Here is an 18,851-nt window from a genome sequence, read left to right as displayed (position 1 = left end):
CGCAAGCAGGAGATTTTTCATGTTCAGGGCAGCATTGGGCGTCGTCGGGCTATTGAGCACGCTGGCTGCAGTGCCACCGGCCAGTGCCGAGGGCAACTCGGACTACAGCGTGCTGATCATTTCCCGGGAGCGCCTGGAAGTGGCCACCAGTTGCGAAATCGGCATTTACCTCAACGACCAGCTCTCCGGGCGCGTGTTCCAGGAGCAATCCACCTCGTTCAACCTGCCGCCCGGCCCGGTGGACGTGCGTCTGCGCCTGCTGCCCGGGCAAATGCCCGGCTGCGCTGCGGGCGTCGAGGACCAACGCAGCACACGACTGAACCTGCAGGCGGGCCAGATCAACAAATACCGCATCGCCATGGGGCAATATGGGCTGGAGTTGAAGCGAGCCGGCCTGGGCTATTGACCTTACCTGCGTGGCAAGGTTGATGCTGGAGGCCTGTCCAAGGAGGAGAGCCATGCCCGCATCCACCACATACGACCTGCCGATCTCCGGCATGACCTGCGCCAGCTGTGCCGGCCGGGTCGAGCGCGCCCTGCGCAAAGTCACCGGCGCTGAACAGGTCAGCGTCAACCTCGCCACCGAACAGGCCCGGGTCCAGGCCCCGGCCAATAGCTTGCCCGCCCTGGTCGACGCCGTACGCGAAGCCGGCTATGGCGTGCCTACCCGCACCGTCGAACTGCAGATTGGCGGCATGACCTGCGCCAGTTGCGTCGGGCGTGTAGAGCGCGCCCTCGGCAAGCTGCCGGGTGTTGAACAGGTCAGCGTCAACCTGGCCAGCGAACGCGCGCACCTCGAAGTGCTGGCGGCCCTCGCCGACAACCTGCTGATCGACGCCGTGCAAAAGGCCGGCTACAGCGCCAGCCTGCCGCAAACCGCAAGGGACGACCAGAACGCTGCACAACGCCGCCTGCGTAACGAACGCCTGGCGGTCGGCGCAGCCTTGCTGCTAGCCCTGCCATTGGTGGTGCCCATGCTGGTGCAGCCGTTTGGCGTGCACTGGATGTTGCCAGCGTGGGTGCAGTTCCTGCTGGCCACACCGGTGCAGTTCATTCTTGGCGCGCGGTTCTACGTGGCTGCCTGGAAGGCCGTGCGCGCCGGTACCGGCAACATGGACCTGCTGGTGGCCCTGGGCACCAGCGCCGGCTATGGCCTGAGCCTGTACCAGTGGGCGCAGGCCCCCGCCGGCATGGCCCCTCACCTGTACTTCGAAGCCTCGGCCGTGGTGATTGCCCTGGTGCTGCTGGGCAAGTACCTGGAAAGCCGTGCCAAACGCCAGACCGCCAGCGCCATCCGTGCCCTCGAAGCCCTGCGCCCGGAGCGGGCCGTGCGTCTGGTCGATGGCCGGGAAGAAGACGTGGCCATTGCCCAGCTGCGCCTCGGCGATCTGGTACTGGTCAAACCCGGTGAGCGCTTCCCGGTCGATGGTGTGGTGGAAGAGGGCAGCAGCCATGCCGATGAAGCCCTGATCAGCGGCGAGAGCCTGCCGGTGCCCAAGCAGCCCGGCGACAGCGTCACCGGTGGCGCCATCAACGGCGAAGGCCGGCTGCAGGTACGCACCCAGGCACTGGGCACCGAAACCGTGCTGGCACGCATCATCCGCCTGGTAGAAGACGCGCAGGCGGCCAAGGCACCGATCCAGAAGCTGGTCGACCGGGTCAGCCAGGTATTCGTCCCGGCCGTGCTGGTACTGGCGCTGATCACCCTGGTCGGTTGGTGGCTGGCCGGCGCGCCACTGGAAACCGCGCTGATCAATGCCGTCGCCGTACTGGTCATCGCCTGCCCCTGCGCCCTCGGACTGGCCACACCTGCAGCGATCATGGCTGGCACCGGGGTCGCCGCCCGCCATGGCATCCTGATCAAGGACGCCGAAGCCCTGGAGCGCGCCCATGCGGTCAACCGCGTAGTGTTCGACAAGACCGGCACCCTCACTTCCGGCAGCCCGCGCGTTGTCCACAGCCAGGCGCAGGTGGGCAGCAACGCCGACCTGCACCGACTTGCCGGTGCCCTGCAGCGCGGCAGCGAACACCCGCTGGCCAAGGCGGTACTGGATGCTTGCGCCGAGCAGGGCTTGGACGTGCCTGGCGTTGTCGACAGCCAGTCGCTGACCGGGCGTGGTATCGCCGGGCGCGTGGAAGGCCGCGAGCTGGCCTTGGGCAACCGCCGCCTGCTCGACGAAAGCGCCCTGCCACCCGGCGACCTGGCCGCCAAGGCCCAGGCCTGGGAAGCCGAGGGGCGCACCCTGTCATGGCTGATCGAACGTGGCGCACAGCCGCGGGTGCTGGGCCTGTTCGCCTTTGGTGACAGCCTCAAGCCCGGCGCCGCGCAGGCGATCGATACCCTGCACGCGCAACACATCAGCAGCCACCTGCTGACCGGCGACAACCGCGGCAGCGCCAAAGTGGTGGCCGATGCCCTGGGCATCGACGACGTGCATGCCGAAGTGCTGCCGGCCGACAAGGCCGCGACCGTGGCAGCACTCAAGCAGGATGGCGTGGTCGCCATGGTCGGTGATGGCATCAATGATGCGCCGGCGCTGGCGGCCGCCGATATCGGCATTGCCATGGGTGGCGGTACCGATGTGGCCATGCAGGCCGCCGGCATCACCCTTATGCGCGGCGACCCACGCCTGGTACCGGCCGCCCTGGAGATCAGCCGCAAGACCTATGCGAAAATCCGCCAAAACCTGTTCTGGGCGTTCATCTATAACCTGATCGGCATCCCGCTGGCCGCACTGGGTTATCTCAACCCGGTGCTGGCCGGCGCTGCCATGGCCCTGTCCAGCGTCAGCGTGGTGAGCAACGCGCTTTGGCTCAAGGCGTGGAAACCCACCAGCAACACCCAGGAGGCTCCATGAACATCGGCCAAGCCGCCCGCCGCAGCGGGCTCAGCACCAAGATGATCCGTTACTACGAGTCCATCGGCTTGCTCAAGCCCGCCACGCGTAGCGACAGCGGCTACCGCCTGTACCAGGCGGAAGACCTGCACAGCCTGGCCTTCATCAAGCGCTCACGCGACCTTGGCTTTTCCCTCGAGGAGGTCGGCAAGTTGCTGACCCTTTGGCAGGACCGCCAGCGTGCCAGCGCCGATGTGAAAGCGCTGGCCATGCAACACATCGATGAGCTGAACCGACGCATCGAAGAGTTGGTCAGCCTTCGTGACACCCTCGGTGAGCTGGTTTCCCACTGTCAGGGAGACGACCGCCCGGACTGCCCGATTCTCAAGGACCTGGCCAACGGCGCTGCGGATGGCTGCTGCCACTGAACTGCCCGCAGCCCTTTGGTATGCCATATACGTCCAAACACGACCGAATAGTCACCAAAGACGACTTTACCTAGTAATTACGGGCTTTTTTCCTACATAAAACCCGGATCATGCCGATGCAATAGCTACCTGCCTCGTGTGTCGATAATTAAAAAATCCGGGAGCGTCGATGAACATCAAACAGAAACTGACCTGGGCATTCGCGGTCATCGCCGGCTTGCCCATCGTCCTCGTGGCCACGCTGGTGGTCCTCAACCTGCGCGGCGAAGCCCGCGACGGATTCCTCGAAGGCAGCAGCCGGGAAATCCGCCAGGTCAGCAACGCGATGAACATCTTCTTCCAGGGCATCAACCAGAACGTCGAATACATGGCTGCGCAACCGCTGGTCGCCGCCACGGGCAGCGAGCTGAACAAATACATGAGCGCTACCCCGTCCTACGAACTGGGTGACCAGGCCAGCAAGCTGCTCGACTTCATGACCCGCCTGGCCAATGCGCATCCCAGCTATGCGTACATGTCCTATGGGGTGAGTGACGGCGGTTACGTTGGCTGGCCGGCCGGGCAAAAATTCGTCAATTACGACCCACGCACCCGCCCCTGGTACCAGCTGGCCATGGCCAACCCTGGCAAGACCTTGCGTACCGGCGCCTACTACTGGGCTGCCGACGACGCCGTGCTGGTCAGCACCGTGCGCACCGTCGCCAACCAGTTGGGCAACCCCGGCGGCGTAGTCAACGTCGACGTCTCGCTCAAAGGCCTCACCGAAATCGTCCAGCAGATCAAGCTGGGCGAAAGCGGTTACGTGCTACTGGTGGAAAACAACGGCAACGTACTGGTCGACCCTCGTGACGCCAAGCATAACTTCAAGCAACTGGCGAGCTTTGGCGAGGGGTACGCCGAGCTGGCCAAGCACGGCAAGGGGCTGGCCGAAGTGGAGCTGAATGGCGTGCGCTACATGGCCAACATCTACCCGGACGAACAGCTGGGCTGGACCCTGATCGGCCTGATCGAACAAAGCGAAGTGATGCAGACCACCACCCGCCTGACCTGGTTGATCGGCGTGGTGGCCCTGGTACTGGCTGCGTTGTTCGCTGTGGTCGGTACCACCTTCGCCAAGCTGATCGTGCGCCCGATCAATAGCGTAACCAGCGGCCTGGAAGATATCGCCCAGGGCGAGGGCGACCTGACCCGCAACCTGGAAATCCGTGGCCGCGACGAAACCGCGCAACTGGCCAGTTGGTTCAACCAGTTCCTCGGTGCCATTCGCAGCCTGATCCAGCACATCAGTGCTGCCGCCAGCAAGATCCTCAGCACTTCCAGCAGCTCGACCCGCGTTTCCAGCGATATGGCCGAAGCCGCAGGCCGCCAGCGCGAAGCGGTAGACATGGTCTCCACCGCCTTCCACGAAATGGTCGCCACCGCCAACGAAGTGGCACGTTCCTGCAGCCAGGCGGCGCAGTCGGCCGACAGCGGCCAGCAACAGGCCCGCGAAGGCCAGCAGCAGATCGATGCCGCGGTACATAGCGTCGACCGCCTGAGCCAGGAGATCGAGCAATCGGCGCAGTCGATCCAGCAGCTGGAGCGTGACAGCAACGCTATCCAGTCGATCCTCGGCACCATTCGGTCGATTGCCGAACAGACCAACCTGCTGGCGCTCAACGCCGCCATCGAAGCGGCCCGTGCCGGCGAGCAGGGGCGTGGCTTTGCCGTGGTCGCCGACGAGGTGCGGGCGCTGGCCAAACGTACTGCCGACTCCACGGCCGAGATCGACGGCCTGCTTGGCAACCTGGCCAGCCGCACTGCCGAAGTAGCCGCACAGATGCACGCCAGCCTGGAGGTTTCGCAGCAGTCGGTGAGCCGCATCGGCCTGGCCCGTGACAGCTTCGGGCAGATCCGCGAGTCGGTGGATGTGATCCGTGACATGAACACCCAGATCGCCACGGCGGCCGAAGAGCAGCACCAGGTGGCCGAGGACATCAACCGTCATATCAGCCAGATTCATGGCGATGCGCAGTTGGTGGCGGAACTGGCCCAGGCAGCGCGGATGGATTCGGAGAGCCTGGCCGGGTTGTCCAATGAGCTGGATGCGCTGGTGCGCAGGTTCCGTACCTGATTGATACATTACCTGTACCGGCCCTATCGCCGGCAAGCCAGCTCCCACAGGTACTGCACAGGCCCTGAGTGCAGTGGAATCCTGTGGGAGCTGGCTTGCCGGCGATAGGGCCGGTGCAGGCAAACAATGCCTGATTGCCTAAAGCTTCAACTCCCCCGGCGTCGCGCCGAACAATTGCTTGAACGCCGCAATGTATGCCGAGGTGGAGTCATACCCACACCCCAACGCCGCCTCGGTCACACTCTCCCCCGACTCCAGCAACGCCAGCGACGACAACAGCCGCATACGCTGCCGCCAGTTGCGAAAACTCAAGCCCGTCTCCCGCTGGAACAGCCGCATCAGCGTCTTCTCCGAGCACCCCAACTCTCGCGCCCACTGCTGCAAGGTCTGCGACTGATCCGGGGCAGCGATCAGACCATTGCACAGCGCCAGCAACCCCGGGTGCCGTGGTAGTGGCAACGAAAAACCGACTTCGGGCAGCATGCGCAACTGGTCGAGCAGCACCGCCACCAGCCGCGACTCGGCACTGTCCCCCTCCGGGTAGTCTGCCGGGAACAGGCAGAACTGCTTGATCAGTTCGCGCGCCAGCGGGGTCACTTCCAGTACCCGGCATTGCTCCGGTGCCCACGGGCAGGCATCCCGGCGCACGTAAAGGCTGCGCATTTCGGCCTGCATGGAGGTGACCACTTCGTGTTCGGCATCGGCTGGGATCCACACGCCCCACTGGGGCGGGGCGAAGTAGCTGCCTTCGTGGGTATACACCCCGAGGACGCCGCTGATGGCGTAGGAAAACTGCACCCAGTCGTGCTGGTGGCGGGTGGTCCAGGAGCCGGCGCCAAGGCTTTCGGCTCGTGCATAGAGCGGTCTGGGCAGGTGATCCAGCGCCGGAATGGGGCGGGGGTGTCCGATGATGGGCATGGCGGTTTCTTGTAGTTCTGACCAGACAAGCCTAACAGCTCAGCGCTCGACGATGACGGTCACCCCCTGCCCACCCGCTGCACAGATCGAAATCAACCCCCGCCCCTTCCCCACCCTCGCCAGCAACTTGGCCAGGTTGGCCAATATCCGCCCCCCGGTCGCGGCAAACGGGTGCCCGGCCGCCAGCGAACTGCCCTTGACGTTGAGCTTGCTGCGGTCGATCGCCCCGAGCGGCGCATCCAGCCCCAACCGCTCACGGCAATAATCGGCATCTTCCCAAGCCTTGAGCGTGCACAGCACCTGGGCAGCAAAGGCTTCGTGAATCTCGTAATAGTCAAAGTCCTGCAGCGTCAGGCCATTGCGCGCCAGCAGCCGCGGCACCGCATACACCGGCGCCATCAACAGCCCTTCGCGACCAGTAACGAAATCCACCGCAGCGGTTTCACCATCGACCAGATAGGCCAGCACCGGCAGCCCCTGCTGCTCGGCCCATTCCTCGCTGCCCAGCAACACCAGCGAAGCACCATCGGTCAGCGGTGTGGAGTTGCCGGCCGTCAGCGTGCCCTGCCCGCTGCGGTCGAAGGCTGGCTTGAGCTTGGACAATTGTTCCAGGGTCAGGTCGGGGCGCAGGTTGTTGTCACGGGTCAAAGACAGAAACGGCGTCAGCAGGTCATCCTCCCACCCTTCGGCGTACGCGGCAGCCAGCGCCTGGTGGCTGAGCAATGCCAGCTCGTCCTGTTCGGCACGGCCAATGCGCCAGGCCTGGGCCATGCGTTCGCAATGTTCGCCCATCGACAACCCTGTGCGCGGCTCGCCGTTGCGCGGCAATTCAGGTTTCAGGTGGTGAGGACGCAGCTTGAGGAATGGCTTGAGCCGCTCGCCCAGGTTTTTGCCACGGTTGGCCTGCAGCAGGATATGGCGCAGGCCTTCGTTGACTGCAATCGGCGCATCGGAGGTTGTGTCCACGCCGCCGGCAATGCCGCAGTCGATCTGCCCCAAGGCAATCTTGTTGGCCACCAGCAACGCCGCCTCCAGCCCGGTGCCGCAGGCTTGCTGGATATCGTAGGCCGGCGTCTGCGGCGACAGCCGCGAGCCCAGCACGCACTCACGGGTCAGGTTCATGTCACGCGAGTGCTTGAGCACCGCACCGGCAACCACTTCCCCAATGCACAACCCATGCAGGCGGTAGCGTTCGATCAGCCCTTCGAGGGCGACGGTTAGCATCGCCTGGTTGCTGACCGTGGCGTAGGCGCCATTGGAGCGGGCGAAGGGAATTCGGTTGCCGCCCAGGATCGCGACCCGGCGAAATGAACGCATGCGCTTGTTCCTCCTGAAACAATTTGATCCGTACAGCCTAGGTGTTTTTACCGCATTCGAACGACCTTGCCACAAAGTTGGTCCACACTTTCAAGCTTGCCTTCCGGGAGACCCACTCATGAGCGATCGCTACCTCGGCTTTGCCAACTCCAACCTCGGCCGCCGTCTTGTGGATGCCCTTGGCCTGCCACGCCCGGCGCCGCTGGAGCGCTGGCAGGCCGGCCGCCTGCGCCCGGTCGAAGGTGCCCTGGTACTGGGTGGCGGGCCACTGGCTAGCCAGGTCGAAGCCATTGCCCCGCGGCTGACCGACACGCTTTACAGCTTCAATACCGACAACCTCCGGGCCGAGGCGTGGGTGGCAGGCCTGGGGCCGAAGATCAAGGCCGTGGTATTCGATGCCAGCCACCTGTCCGACAGCGATGCGTTGAAGCAGTTGCGCGAATTTTTTCAGCCTCTGCTGCGCAGCCTGGCACCGTGCGCCCATGTAGTGTTGCTGGGCCGCGCACCAGAAGGCCTCGACGACCCGTTGGCCAGCATTGCCCAACGGGCCCTGGAAGGCTTCAGCCGCTCGCTGGCCAAGGAATTGCGCAACGGTGCGACCGCGCAGTTGCTGTATGTCGGCCCCGGCGCGGAAAACCAGTTGGAAGGCGCCCTGCGCTTCTTCCTCTCGCCCAAAAGCGCCTTCATCTCCGGCCAGGTGCTGCGCCTGCATGCCTGCACCAGCCAGGTCGAGGACTGGACTCGGCCTCTGGCTGGGCGCCGCGCCCTGGTGACCGGTGCCGCGCGCGGCATCGGCGCCGCCATTGCCGAAACCCTGGCCCGGGACGGTGCCGACGTACTGCTGCTGGATGTGCCGCAAGCCAGCCAGGACCTCGACGCCCTGGCCGCGCGCCTGGGTGGCAAGGCGCTGCCCCTGGACATCTGCGCCGGCGACGCGGCAACGCAACTGCTTGCGGCCCTGCCCGACGGCATCGACATCGTGGTGCACAACGCCGGTATCACCCGCGACAAGACCCTGGCCAACATGACCCCGGAATACTGGGACGCGGTGCTGGCGGTCAATCTCAAGGCACCGCAGGTGCTGACCCAGGCGCTGTACGACAACGGCGCCCTGGGTGAAAACGCGCGTATCACCCTGCTGGCCTCGGTCAGCGGCATCGCCGGCAACCGTGGGCAGGCCAACTATGCCGCAAGCAAGGCTGGGTTGATCGGCCTGGCACAGGCATGGGCGCCCCGGCTCGCCGAGCGCGGCGGCAGCATCAATGCCGTGGCCCCCGGTTTCATCGAAACCCACATGACCGCCGCCATGCCGATGGGCCTGCGCGAAGCAGGGCGACGCCTGAGTTCGCTTGGCCAGGGCGGCCGCCCGCAGGATGTCGCCGAAGCCATCGCCTGGCTCAGCCAGCCGGGCTCCGGTGCAGTCAACGGCCAGGTGCTGCGGGTATGCGGCCAGGCCTTGATGGGGGCCTGAACATGAGCCGACACTGGCACGATCTGCACAGCCCGGCTTCGCGCGCCAGCCTTTACCTGCGCGCGGCCAGCAAGCGCACCATCAGCGGCGACCAGTTGCCGGATGACGGCCTGCGCTGTTTCATCCGCGTCCAGCCGGGTAACCTGGCCGCCTATCGACGGCTGTGCCACTTCATCGACGATGGCCGCCTGCCGGGTACTTATCCACATGTCATGGCGTTCGCGCTGCAGTTGCAGTTGATGACCGCACCCAACTTCCCCTTCCCGCTGCTCGGCCTGGTGCACCTGCACAACCGCATCGAAGTGCTTCGCCCACTGGGCGGTGTCGAAGGGCTGCGCTTTGCGGTGCATGCAGGCAATCTGCAAGCGCATGCCAAGGGCGGCACCTTCGATCTGGTCACCGAAGCCGAAGACGGCATCGGCCTGCTCTGGCGCGAGACCAGCCGCATGCTGGTGCGCGGGCTGAAGCTTGAAAGCGAGGCAGGTGAGCCTGCCAAGGACGAACCGCAAGCGCTGCCGGAGGCGACCCGCTGGTACGCCGACAGCGATATCGGCCGGCGTTATGCCAAGGTCTGCGGGGACTACAACCCGATCCACCTCAGCGCAGCCAGTGCGCGGCTGTTCGGCTTCCCCACGGCCATTGCCCATGGCATGTGGAGCAAGGCCATGGCCCTGGCGGCACTGCGCGGGCACCTGCCGCACAGTGGCTATGCCTTCGAGGTGGATTTCCGCAAACCGGTGCGATTGCCATCGGAGGTGGTGCTGGGTGCCAGTGAGGCGGGGACCATGGGAGAGCTGCGGCTGGATGGGCATGGAGGGGTGCTGCATATGGTCGGGCGCTGGGCCCCTCTGTAGGAGCGACCTTGTGTCGCGATGGGCCGCAAAGCAGCCCCGGCGATGCCAGCGGCGCAGCTGATAATTTGGGGCCGCTTAGCGCCCCATCGCGACACAAGGCCGCTCCTACAGGAACCATGCCTCTCCTGGCGGTATACGCTTGCTTTGCATCGGGCCTGCGCAGAAGCTATGCAGCATTAGGAGATCCCCGATGAACCTGCAAGAACTCACCCAACGCCTGCACCAGATCCGCGACAACAACGACTGGCGTGGCTTCCACAGCCCGAAGAACCTGGCCATGGCCGCCAGCGTCGAAATGGCCGAACTGGTGGAAATCTTCCAGTGGCTAAGCGAAGACCAATCACGCCAGCTGCCCGCCGACAAGCTAGCCCACGCAGGCCAGGAAATCGGCGATGTGGTGCTCTACCTGTTGCTGCTGTGCAGCGAACTGGGCCTGGACATGGACCAGGTGGTGCGCGCCAAGCTGGCCGACAGCGAGAGGCGCTTCGCCCGATGAACGACCGTCACTTCGATGAGCTGGCCACCCGCTTTGCCGAAAAAATCTACGGCGGCGCCAAAGGCGCCATCCGCCTGGCCGTGCTGCAAGCCGACCTGGCCGAAGTATTGCCCGACCGCCCGCTGCGCATCCTCGACATCGGAGCCGGGTTGGGTCACATGGCCTTGTGGCTGGCCCAGCGCGGCCATCAGCTGACCCTGGCCGAACCCGCCGCGCCCATGCTAGACGGCGCACGGGCGCGCTTTGCCGAAGCCGGCCAACCGGCCACCTTCATCCAGGCCCCCTGGCAAGACCTGCTCGGCCAGCTGACCGAACCCTATGACCTGGTGTTATGCCACGCAGTACTCGAATGGCTGGCCGAGCCCGAAAGCATCATGCCGGTGCTGCATCAGCTCACGGCCCCCTCCGGGTGGCTGTCGCTGGCGTTCTACAACCGCGACGCCCTGGTCTATCGCAACCTGCTCAAAGGCCATTTCCGAAAGTTGCGCAGCAACCGGCTGGAAGGTGAAAAGCAGAGCCTGACCCCGCAAAAACCGCTTGATCCACGCGAGCTCAGGGCGCAACTTGAACCTATGTGGCAGGTTGAAAGCGAAAGTGGCGTGCGGGTGTTCCACGACTACATGCCCAAGGAATTCCAAGGCAAGGCCGAGCTGCTGGACTTGCTGGAAATGGAACTGGCCTACCGTCGACACCCCAGCTTCGCCGGGCTCGGCCGCTACCTGCACTGGGTCTGCCGCCCCCGCTGACCTGCCCACCGGGAGGAATACATGCCGTACCGTCTGTTGTGCCTGGCCGTGCTGCCGCTTGCCCTGGCTGGCTGCCAGGGCAGCAACCCCTATGTGGCCAGCAGCCGCCCGTTACCACCGGCGCCTGCCCAGGCGGCCAGCACCTTCGATGCCAGTGCCTACCCGACACCAGCCCGTGATTATGGGCACTACCGTAGCTGGAGTTGGCGCAACGGCCAGTTGCCCAGTGGCTCGGTCGATACCGACCCGGGGCAACTGGCAGATGCCGTCAGCGGCGCGCTGGACCAGCATGGCCTGCGTCCCGCCCGGGGCGGCGGCCCCGGCGACTTGCTGGTCAGCGCCGATATACGCCTGGAAAAGCGCTTGCGTCAGGTACGTGACTACGATGCCTACGACCCTTACTACGGCCCGTACCCCTACGGTGGAGTCGGTTATGGCGGCTACCGCCATGGTTATGGTGGCTATGCCAGCGTGCCCATCGTGCGCACCTACGAGGTGCAGGTGATGGTGGTGCGTATCGACCTGTACGACGCCCGCAGCGGCCAGCCGGTATGGAGTGCCAGCGCCGAAAGCGGCAGCGACAAGGACTCGCCGCGTGAACGCGAAAGCGCCCTGCGCGATTCTGTGCACAAGGCGCTCAACGGCTATCCTCCCAGTTGATATCCAACGGAGAACCATCATGTTGCGCCGTCTCGTTCTACTGTCATTCGCGTTATTGCTCGCCGCCTGCTCCAGCAATAACGTCCAGCAGGATTTCGATGCCAGCCGTGACTTTGCCGCCTACCGCAGCTGGGCCTGGCAGGAACCGGGCCTGCAGTATCGCCCGGACGACCCACGAATCAAGAGTGACCTGACCGAGCAGCGCATTCGCCAGGCGGTCGCCGACCAGCTCGACCAGCGAGGCCTGCGCCCGGTACAAGGTGGCGCACGGCCCGACCTGACAGTGCGCGCTTACCTGATCGTCGAGCAGCGCCAGCAACAGATCACCACCAACTACGGCGGTGGCTGGGGGGGCTATTGGGGCGGCTACTGGGGTGGCCCGATGTACAACGAAACCCGCAGCGTCGATTACAAGGTCGCCACCATCCAGATCGACCTGTTCGATGGGCGTGACAGCAAGCTTGTGTGGCGCGGCAGTGCCGAGCAGATCATGAACAACTACCCGCCAAGCCCCGAGGAACGCAACAGCGCGATCCAGAACACCGTGACCAAGGTGCTGGCCAACTACCCGCCGGGGAGCAGGAAGTAACGCTCAAACACAAACTCCATGGGCGCCCCGGACCTGTGGGAGCGGGCATGCCCGCGAAGCAGGCACCGCGGTGGATGGCACGGGCTTCGCCCGTGTTCGCGGGCTCGCCCGCTCCCACAGGGGTCGCGCAAGATTTTCAACGGCAAGTACCTGTGCCAGCTACGACAAAATCCATCCCGGCCACGCCTTTTTCCCTTGCCCGCCCCACTCCCACGCAGGTTCCCGTCTATCTTCACTTAAGGAAACCTGACTGACCGGGTAGATGTGTTCAACATTTGGGAAGGGCGACCTGCCAATGCAAAGCATTGTTCTCCTGCTGTGGCTTGCCTTGTGCTCCGAACAGGATGTGCGTCAACGCCAGATATCCAACATGCTCACCCTTGGCGTGGCTGCCTGCGCCCTGGCCTGGCTTTTCGCCACCGGTCGCAGCTGGATCGGCGCCGATGCCAGCGATGCCGGCTGGGCGCTGGCCATCGTCATGCTGCTGACCCTGCCCGGCTACATGCTTGGCCGTTTCGGTGCCGATGACGTCAAGCTGATGGGCGCACTGGCCCTGGCCACCAGCCCGCAATACGTACTTGGCACCTTCATAGGCGCCGGTGTCAGCGTGCTGCTTTGGCTGCTCACCCGCCGGCGCCTATGGACTTTGCTCAACCCAAAGGTGAAAAAGCGACTGCAGGCCCTGACCGAGGAAATGGGTGACAAGCAGGCGTTCGTCCCCTATGTGCTGGCCGGCTTTCTTCTGACAGCGGTATGGGTCCAATGAGCCAGCCTGTGCTCCGTCGCCTTGTACAAAACTTGTACATATTCACTGGGTGCGACTATTTTTAAACTGCCAGAGCGTCTGGCCCCGGGAGCAGGGCCGTATACGAACAGGGAGTGGATCGTGTCCAGACAAGTGAGTGCATTGAAGGTTTTAGTGGTGGATGACCAACCGGTCATTGTCGAACAACTCTGTGAATTCCTCGAAACCAAGGGCTATGTCTGCGTACCGGCCCATTCTGCTGACGAAGCCATCGAGCGTTATATGGCAGACCCAGCCATCAGTCTGCTCATCTGTGATCTGCACATGCCGGAAAGGGATGGCATCGAACTGATGCGCACCTTGAAGCAGGTCAACGGCAGCCATCGCATGTTCGAAGCCATCATGTTGACCGGACGTGCCGAGAAACAGGATGTGATCCGCGCGCTACGCGAAGGCTTTGCCGACTACTACCAGAAGCCGGTGGAGCTCGATGAACTTCTCGAAGGCGTACGTCGACAGGAAGAGGCGTTGCTGGAACGCCAGCGCAACGTCCACGACCTCGGCGGATTGAATCAGCGACTGCAGGATCTGGCCGAATCGATTGACGAGCTCTACCAGGATTTGGAAAAAGCCCGGGGCCAAGGTACTCATCGACGTGCCACGGATGTGGAAGAAAGTGAAAGCGAGCTGCCAGCGGCGTTCGAGAAGCTGTCGCCACGCCAGCTGGAGGTGGCCCGCCTGGTGAGCAAGGGCAAGACCAACTACCAGATCGCCTGCGAACTGGGCATTACCGAGAACACCGTGAAGCTGTATGTGTCGCAGGTGCTGCGCCTGACCCACATGCACAACCGCACCCAGCTGGCACTGGCACTGACACCCAGTTCGTCGCCGGTGCATCAGCGGTTTACTACCCACTAAACAGGTAGCTTCAAGATTTTGGCGGCTGCGTTGCAGCCCATCGCGACACCTGTGGGAGCGGGCGCGCCCGCGAACACCGGCGCAGCCGGTGCCATGCACCGCGTTGGATTCTTCGCGGGCGCGCCCGCTCCCACAGCGCCCCCTTACATTTGAACGCCAAGCGTCAAAGTCAGCCGAGGCCCGCGGCCCAGGCTGTCCAATGCCACATCCGCCAAAGGCTTGGCCAGCTCCAGCGCCACATTGAACAAGCGCCCATCGCCCAACCGTACACCAAGCGCCGCCGAAGCCAGGTGGGCATCCTCCACAGGCCCCCGGTTATGCCAGGCCTGCGCCGTATCCAACACCACATAGGGCTGCACCAACGCCAGCCAGTTGGCGTGCATGCTGTAGTTCAACTCGTAAGCCACACCCCAGCCCTTGTCCCCGTCTGCCTGGTCGCGCGGGTAGCCACGGCCGAAACTCTGCCCGCCAAACCCCGCACGCTCGCTGTCGGGCAAGCGGTCATCACTCCAGTACAACGCCCCGGACACCACACCCTGCCAGCTACCGAGCAACGTGTCGCTCTGCAAACCGGAAAGCCGCAACCGCAGAAAATCCAGATCGTAGTCGGCATCGCTGCGCGCCCCGAGGTAATCCAGGCCCTGATAGACCCCGGCGCTGACGATACGCAAACGGCCCTCTTCCACCTTGCGCCAGTCGCCCTCGAATGACACAGCACGCACGTAGGTGTCGTAGTTCCGTGCCGATGGCACCCCATCCAACCGGTCCTCGAGGTGCTCACTGACCGAATACACCTGCCCCTGAACCACCATCCATTCATCCGGCCTGACGATCACTGGCTGGCGCAGGCCGATCGCATAGCGATCGCTGTCGATCTTGCGGGTGATGTCACGGCCATCGTCCAGACGAATCCGCGTGCCGGGCTCACTTCGGTAGCGCGAAGCTGACAGCAGCAGCTGGCTGCCGCCCGCGTCCAGGTACTGGCTGTAGGCCAGGCGCTGGTAATGCACCTGGTCAGTCCCCGGCGGCAGCGCCAGGCTGGCCTCGATCTGTTCGGCAAAGCGGGTCTGGGCGTGGCTGGTTGCCGTCAGCAGCGCCTGCGCATCGTCGCGGTTGCCATCAGCCACGGTAACAGCAGCGCTGAATGGCTTGCGCCGCGCACGCACGGTCAACCGAGCGGCACCAGCAGTGGTTTGCGCCACGGCCAGTTGCGGCTCTATCGTTACCCCCGGCAGGCGCTCGGCCAGGCCCATGTAGCGCTCCAGCGTTTCTCGGGTCAGCGGGCGCTCGGTGGCAAGCCGCCCCAGCAGTTGGTGCAGATAGGCGCCGGCCGGGCCGATATCGCCGTCTACGCGGTAATCACGGATATAACCTTCGACCAACACCACGTTGACCCGGCCATCGGCCAACTCCTGCGGCGGCAGGTAAGCGTACGACAACAGGTAGCCTTCCTGCCGATAGCGCTGGGTCAGGCGCGCGGTGTACTGCAGCAGCTCGCCCAACGTGGTCTGGCGCCCGATCAGAGGTTGGTAGTGTTCGCGCAGGTCGCTCAAGGGGAACACCGTGCCGCCTTCGAAGCGCACTTTATGCAGCACCAACGGGGTATTCGCAGGCGACCACGCGGGGCTGTCGCCATCCGCCACGCCCAGCTGCAGGTGAGCGCTGACCGGGCGGTAGGCATCTATCGGCAGGTTGGCGCCGGGCAGACGACGTTCGTACTCATGGCTGTCGAGAAAACCCGGCAAAGGTTCGGCATGGGCCGCAAGCGCCCAAGGCAGCAACAACAGGGGCACGACCAGAGGACGCATAGGGCGCTCCATGTTCCCTTGGGTTGCGGGGCGCCAGCCGGTCACACCCGTTACCTGCAAGCGTAGGTGCTGCCTCGGCCCTCGTCGAACAGCTACTCGCTGACCTGGAACGCCACGCGCGCCGTCTCGCCGCTTTCATCCAGCGCGCTGATTTCAGCCTGGCCTACCTGCTGGAAACGCACCAGCAGGCTGTCCTGACCTTGGGTTTCGCCCAATGGCTGGCCGTTGAGGAACCACCAGCGCCGCCCGCCACCGCCCAGGGCCGACACATACAATTGCAACGGTTCGCTGCTGGTGGCCGGGCGGCGCAGGTTGTCGCCCGCGCGAACGCCCACGATCGAAAGCGGTGGCGCGCTGGCCGGCACCTGCGGCGGGCAGGCCGGGTCGATGGCCGGCAGGCGCGCCGCACGCCGCTCCACGCGTGGCAGCCAAGGCTCCAGCGGGGCGGGCCACAAGGCGATGTCGCGTGTCCTGGCGCCCGGGCAACTGCCATCAACTCGCAGCCCCTGGTCGTTGACCCATACGCTTTCGCGCAGGCCCAGGCCTAGTGGCTGGTCGGCGGCCTGCAGGGTTGGCGGCGTAGTACCGTCCAGGGTCCAGGCGAAACGCTGACGCCGGCAGTTTGGGTCCTTTCTGTTCATCGGCTGGCCCAGCGGCCAACAGATCGCCGCAACGCCGACATTGGCCGGCACCCGCTCCACCGGCACGCTGATGCCACGCTGGCTGTCACGGTTGCTCAGCAGGTCGTGCACCTGCAGCATCAGCGGTGCTGCCGAGGCCAGCCCGAATTGCCCGGGTACCGGCGTGCCATCAGGGCGGCCGATCCATACGCCGATCAGGTAGCGGGGGCCCACGCCGATCGACCAGGCATCGCGAAAGCCATAGCTGGTGCCGGTTTTCCAGGCCAGTTGCGGGCGTTGCACCAGCTCGGCATGGGGGTCGCGGTCGGGGCGTGCCTGGCCGCTGAGGATGCGCCGAATGATCCACGCAGCCCCAGGTGACAGCAGGCGCCGTTCCAGCAAGGGATCCTGCGGTTGCAGGCGCACCCGCGCACTGTTGCCACCCCGCGCCAACGCAGCGTAGCCAGCCACCAGGTCCTCCAGGCGGCTTCCCGCGCCACCCAGGATCAACGACAGGTTGGGCTCGGCCAGGGGTGGCAGTACCAGCGGCATGCCCGCCATGCGCATCTGCGCGGCAAAGCGTTTCGGACCATAGGCCTCCAGTAGCTGTACCGCCGGCAGGTTGAGCGAAAGCGCCAGCGCCGAACTGGCCGACACCGGCCCGCTGAAACCCATCGAGAAGTTGCCGGGGCGATAGTCGCCATAGCGTCGCGGCACATCCTGCAGCAACGACTCGGAATGGATCAGGCCGTCATCCAGTGCCATGCCGTAGAGGAACGGCTTGAGCGTGGAACCCGGCGAACGCAACGAACGCACCATATCGACATGCCCGAAGCGGCGCTCGTCGGCCAGGTCTATCGAGCCCAGGTAGGCACGCACCGCCATGGTCTGAGCCTCGACCACCAGGATGGCGGCGGAGGTGCGCTCCGGTAGCCGTGCGCGCCAGCCCAGCAGCAGGTCCTCGAGGCGCCGCTGCAGCGCGGCGTCGAGCGTGGTGCGGATCAGCGGAGGGCTGTTGGCGCTGTTCAGGCGCCTGGCCAGCAGCGGCGCCAGGGCCGGTTCCTGACGTGGCGCCAGTACCAGCGGCTCTTCGCCTGCCTCACGGATTTGCTGGGCCGGCCACACCTGATATTCGGCCAGGCGTTGCAGCACCTTGTCCCGGGCGCGCTGGGCACGTTCGGGGTGGCGGTCCGGGCGCAGGCGGCTGGGCGCCTGGGGCAGCACGGCAAGCAGCGCCGCTTCGGCCGGGGTCAGGTGCATGGGCGACTTGCCCAGGTATGCCCAACTGGCGGCCGCCACGCCCTGCAGGGTGCCGCCGAAGGGCGCACGGTCCAGGTAGATCTGCAGGATTTCGCGCTTGGACAAATGCCATTCCAGCTGCGCCGTACGCCACAGCTGGCGCAGTTTGCCGGCCAGGGTGCGCTCGTGCGGGTCGAGCAGGCGCGCCACCTGCATCGACAGCGTGCTGCCGCCCGACACCACTCGCCCGCCGCGCAGGTTCAGCCAGGCAGCACGGGCCAGGGCCAAAGGGTTGACCCCGGGGTGGCTGTAGAACCAGCGGTCTTCGTAGGTCAGCAACGCCTGCAGATACAGCGGCGAAACCTCGTCGGGGCTGACCGGGTAGCGCCACACGCCGTCGGCATCGGCAAAGCGCCACAGCGGCGTGCCGTCCTCGGCTAGCACCACCCGGGCCAGGTCGTCGCCGGGCAGGGGCAGCGGCCAGAGGCGGTCGGCCAGCCACAACAGGCCGAACAGCACCAGCAGGCCGATCACCGTGGCGCGCAACAGCCTGCCCGCACGGGTACGCGGCCGCGTTAAGCTTGGCATCGGGAACCGACCTGGCCAGGTAATGGCCAAAGGCTTGGGAACGGCAACATCGCCGATTCGTTCATCAGGAAGCAACTATGCATGTAGAAGGTTTTTTCGAGTGGCTGGGCCAGGCGCTGGGGTCGTTGATCCGCTTCATCGTCGATGCATTGAGCGGGCTGTTCAACCTGCTGGCCAGTGCAGGTGGCAATTTCATCGATGGCCTGGCGCGCACCTTGGGCATGGAGGCCTCGCTGCTCGGCATCCTCGCCCTGATCATCGGGCTGGTGCTGCTGTACTCGGCAATCCGCGCGTTCATGCGCGCCTCGATCATCCTCGGGATCATCTGGCTGCTGCTGGGGTTGTGGGTGATGAGCTGGGTGATTCACTGACATTGAACTGCCCGGCGCAGACCTGTGGGAGCGGCCTCGTGTCGCGAAAGGGCTGCGCAGCAGCCCCAGGATCTCAGCTCCGCCGCTTGAAATGCCGGGGCCGCTTTGCGGCCCTTTCGCGACACAAGGCCGC

The 18,851-nt window shown here is 65.0% G+C and carries 17 protein-coding genes and 1 pseudogene; 14 read left to right on the top strand and 4 right to left on the bottom strand.

The genetic code is table 11. The annotated features are described in order from the left end of the window. The first annotated feature begins 19 nt into the window (after window positions 1-19). The 5 genes and pseudogenes from IRZ77_RS18870 (at window position 20) to IRZ77_RS27355 (ending at window position 5,378) form a co-directional block, all read left to right on the top strand. The gene (locus IRZ77_RS18870; protein ID WP_046616857.1) at window positions 20-406 is read left to right on the top strand and encodes a hypothetical protein; all 387 of its coding nucleotides are present in this window, start codon (window positions 20-22) and stop codon (window positions 404-406) included. A 52-nt stretch (window positions 407-458) separates the two neighbouring features. Then, window positions 459-2,858 (top strand): heavy metal translocating P-type ATPase, encoded by a 2,400-nt coding sequence (locus IRZ77_RS18865; protein WP_196174115.1) that lies wholly within the window; start codon window positions 459-461, stop codon window positions 2,856-2,858. Further along, window positions 2,855-3,265 carry a Cu(I)-responsive transcriptional regulator gene (cueR, locus tag IRZ77_RS18860; RefSeq protein ID WP_046616852.1) on the top strand — a complete coding sequence of 137 codons (411 nt, stop codon included), beginning with the start codon at window positions 2,855-2,857 and terminating at the stop codon, window positions 3,263-3,265. Before IRZ77_RS18865 ends, cueR begins: the two co-directional genes overlap by 4 nt. Window positions 3,266-3,434: 169 nt before the next feature. Further along, window positions 3,435-4,520, top strand: a pseudogene (locus IRZ77_RS27360) (cache domain-containing sensor histidine kinase); the annotation flags it as partial. 90 nt (window positions 4,521-4,610) lie between these two features. After that, the gene (locus IRZ77_RS27355) at window positions 4,611-5,378 is read left to right on the top strand and encodes a methyl-accepting chemotaxis protein (protein ID WP_371033815.1); all 768 of its coding nucleotides are present in this window, start codon (window positions 4,611-4,613) and stop codon (window positions 5,376-5,378) included. A gap of 138 nt (window positions 5,379-5,516) precedes the next feature. Here the strand turns inward: IRZ77_RS27355 and IRZ77_RS18850 are convergent, their stop codons facing one another. Both IRZ77_RS18850 and IRZ77_RS18845 read right to left on the bottom strand, forming a co-directional pair. Then, the gene (locus IRZ77_RS18850; protein ID WP_046616850.1) at window positions 5,517-6,296 is read right to left on the bottom strand and encodes an AraC family transcriptional regulator; all 780 of its coding nucleotides are present in this window, start codon (window positions 6,294-6,296) and stop codon (window positions 5,517-5,519) included. Window positions 6,297-6,335: 39 nt separating this feature from the next. Continuing rightward, window positions 6,336-7,613, bottom strand: a complete 1,278-nt coding sequence (locus IRZ77_RS18845) for an acetyl-CoA C-acetyltransferase (protein WP_196174113.1) — start codon at window positions 7,611-7,613, stop codon at window positions 6,336-6,338. A gap of 118 nt (window positions 7,614-7,731) precedes the next feature. On the opposite strand from IRZ77_RS18845, the gene IRZ77_RS18840 reads away from it, so the two are divergent. From IRZ77_RS18840 to IRZ77_RS18805, 8 genes are all read left to right on the top strand, one after another. Then, complete coding sequence (locus IRZ77_RS18840) at window positions 7,732-9,084, top strand: 3-oxoacyl-ACP reductase (RefSeq protein ID WP_046616848.1); 1,353 nt, start codon at window positions 7,732-7,734, stop codon at window positions 9,082-9,084. Between the two features lie 2 nt (window positions 9,085-9,086). Beyond that, on the top strand, window positions 9,087-9,938 hold the full coding sequence (locus IRZ77_RS18835; protein ID WP_196174112.1) for a MaoC family dehydratase: 852 nt from the start codon (window positions 9,087-9,089) through the stop codon (window positions 9,936-9,938). A 190-nt stretch (window positions 9,939-10,128) separates the two neighbouring features. Then, the gene (locus tag IRZ77_RS18830; RefSeq protein ID WP_013970728.1) at window positions 10,129-10,434 is read left to right on the top strand and encodes a MazG-like family protein; all 306 of its coding nucleotides are present in this window, start codon (window positions 10,129-10,131) and stop codon (window positions 10,432-10,434) included. Beyond that, complete coding sequence (locus IRZ77_RS18825; protein ID WP_196174111.1) at window positions 10,431-11,180, top strand: methyltransferase domain-containing protein; 750 nt, start codon at window positions 10,431-10,433, stop codon at window positions 11,178-11,180. Before IRZ77_RS18830 ends, IRZ77_RS18825 begins: the two co-directional genes overlap by 4 nt. Before the next feature lie 21 nt (window positions 11,181-11,201). Next, a complete protein-coding gene (locus IRZ77_RS18820; RefSeq protein WP_046616846.1) occupies window positions 11,202-11,840 on the top strand; it encodes a DUF4136 domain-containing protein in 639 nt (212 codons plus the stop codon). 19 nt (window positions 11,841-11,859) lie between these two features. Next, the gene (locus IRZ77_RS18815) at window positions 11,860-12,429 is read left to right on the top strand and encodes a DUF4136 domain-containing protein (protein WP_196174110.1); all 570 of its coding nucleotides are present in this window, start codon (window positions 11,860-11,862) and stop codon (window positions 12,427-12,429) included. A gap of 295 nt (window positions 12,430-12,724) precedes the next feature. Beyond that, window positions 12,725-13,195: a prepilin peptidase gene (locus IRZ77_RS18810; RefSeq protein ID WP_046616844.1), complete on the top strand. Its 471-nt coding sequence runs from the start codon at window positions 12,725-12,727 to the stop codon at window positions 13,193-13,195. Window positions 13,196-13,315: 120 nt separating this feature from the next. Continuing rightward, window positions 13,316-14,092, top strand: coding sequence for a response regulator transcription factor (locus IRZ77_RS18805; RefSeq protein ID WP_085601448.1), 777 nt, complete (start codon window positions 13,316-13,318; stop codon window positions 14,090-14,092). A 143-nt stretch (window positions 14,093-14,235) separates the two neighbouring features. Here IRZ77_RS18805 and IRZ77_RS18800 read toward each other — a convergent pair whose 3' ends face one another. Together IRZ77_RS18800 and pbpC are read right to left on the bottom strand one after the other, a co-directional pair. Then, window positions 14,236-15,900, bottom strand: a complete 1,665-nt coding sequence (locus IRZ77_RS18800) for a ShlB/FhaC/HecB family hemolysin secretion/activation protein (protein WP_196174109.1) — start codon at window positions 15,898-15,900, stop codon at window positions 14,236-14,238. 92 nt (window positions 15,901-15,992) lie between these two features. Continuing rightward, on the bottom strand, window positions 15,993-18,347 hold the full coding sequence (gene pbpC, locus IRZ77_RS18795; protein ID WP_196174107.1) for a peptidoglycan glycosyltransferase PbpC: 2,355 nt from the start codon (window positions 18,345-18,347) through the stop codon (window positions 15,993-15,995). Between the two features lie 77 nt (window positions 18,348-18,424). Between pbpC and IRZ77_RS18790 the strand changes: the two genes are divergently transcribed. Next, the gene (locus IRZ77_RS18790; protein ID WP_046616840.1) at window positions 18,425-18,718 is read left to right on the top strand and encodes a hypothetical protein; all 294 of its coding nucleotides are present in this window, start codon (window positions 18,425-18,427) and stop codon (window positions 18,716-18,718) included. Window positions 18,719-18,851: the final 133 nt, after the last annotated feature.

The sequence above is a fragment of the Pseudomonas pudica genome (assembly GCF_015680405.1).
Taxonomy (GTDB): Bacteria; Pseudomonadota; Gammaproteobacteria; order Pseudomonadales; family Pseudomonadaceae; genus Aquipseudomonas; species Aquipseudomonas pudica.
This window is presented reverse-complemented; position numbering and strand designations above follow the sequence as displayed.

Bases quoted from the DNA above. Each gene is read 5' to 3' on its own strand.
- IRZ77_RS18870 (WP_046616857.1), top strand. From the start codon at position 20: ATGTTCAGGGCAGCATTGGGCGTCGTCGGGCTATTGAGCACGCTGGCT.
- IRZ77_RS18865 (WP_196174115.1), top strand. From the start codon at position 459: ATGCCCGCATCCACCACATACGACCTGCCGATCTCCGGCATGACCTGC.
- cueR (WP_046616852.1), top strand. From the start codon at position 2,855: ATGAACATCGGCCAAGCCGCCCGCCGCAGCGGGCTCAGCACCAAGATG.
- IRZ77_RS27355 (WP_371033815.1), top strand. From the start codon at position 4,611: ATGGCCGAAGCCGCAGGCCGCCAGCGCGAAGCGGTAGACATGGTCTCC.
- IRZ77_RS18850 (WP_046616850.1), bottom strand. From the start codon at position 6,296: ATGCCCATCATCGGACACCCCCGCCCCATTCCGGCGCTGGATCACCTG.
- IRZ77_RS18845 (WP_196174113.1), bottom strand. From the start codon at position 7,613: ATGCGTTCATTTCGCCGGGTCGCGATCCTGGGCGGCAACCGAATTCCC.
- IRZ77_RS18840 (WP_046616848.1), top strand. From the start codon at position 7,732: ATGAGCGATCGCTACCTCGGCTTTGCCAACTCCAACCTCGGCCGCCGT.
- IRZ77_RS18835 (WP_196174112.1), top strand. From the start codon at position 9,087: ATGAGCCGACACTGGCACGATCTGCACAGCCCGGCTTCGCGCGCCAGC.
- IRZ77_RS18830 (WP_013970728.1), top strand. From the start codon at position 10,129: ATGAACCTGCAAGAACTCACCCAACGCCTGCACCAGATCCGCGACAAC.
- IRZ77_RS18825 (WP_196174111.1), top strand. From the start codon at position 10,431: ATGAACGACCGTCACTTCGATGAGCTGGCCACCCGCTTTGCCGAAAAA.
- IRZ77_RS18820 (WP_046616846.1), top strand. From the start codon at position 11,202: ATGCCGTACCGTCTGTTGTGCCTGGCCGTGCTGCCGCTTGCCCTGGCT.
- IRZ77_RS18815 (WP_196174110.1), top strand. From the start codon at position 11,860: ATGTTGCGCCGTCTCGTTCTACTGTCATTCGCGTTATTGCTCGCCGCC.
- IRZ77_RS18810 (WP_046616844.1), top strand. From the start codon at position 12,725: ATGCAAAGCATTGTTCTCCTGCTGTGGCTTGCCTTGTGCTCCGAACAG.
- IRZ77_RS18800 (WP_196174109.1), bottom strand. From the start codon at position 15,900: ATGCGTCCTCTGGTCGTGCCCCTGTTGTTGCTGCCTTGGGCGCTTGCG.
- pbpC (WP_196174107.1), bottom strand. From the start codon at position 18,347: ATGCCAAGCTTAACGCGGCCGCGTACCCGTGCGGGCAGGCTGTTGCGC.
- IRZ77_RS18790 (WP_046616840.1), top strand. From the start codon at position 18,425: ATGCATGTAGAAGGTTTTTTCGAGTGGCTGGGCCAGGCGCTGGGGTCG.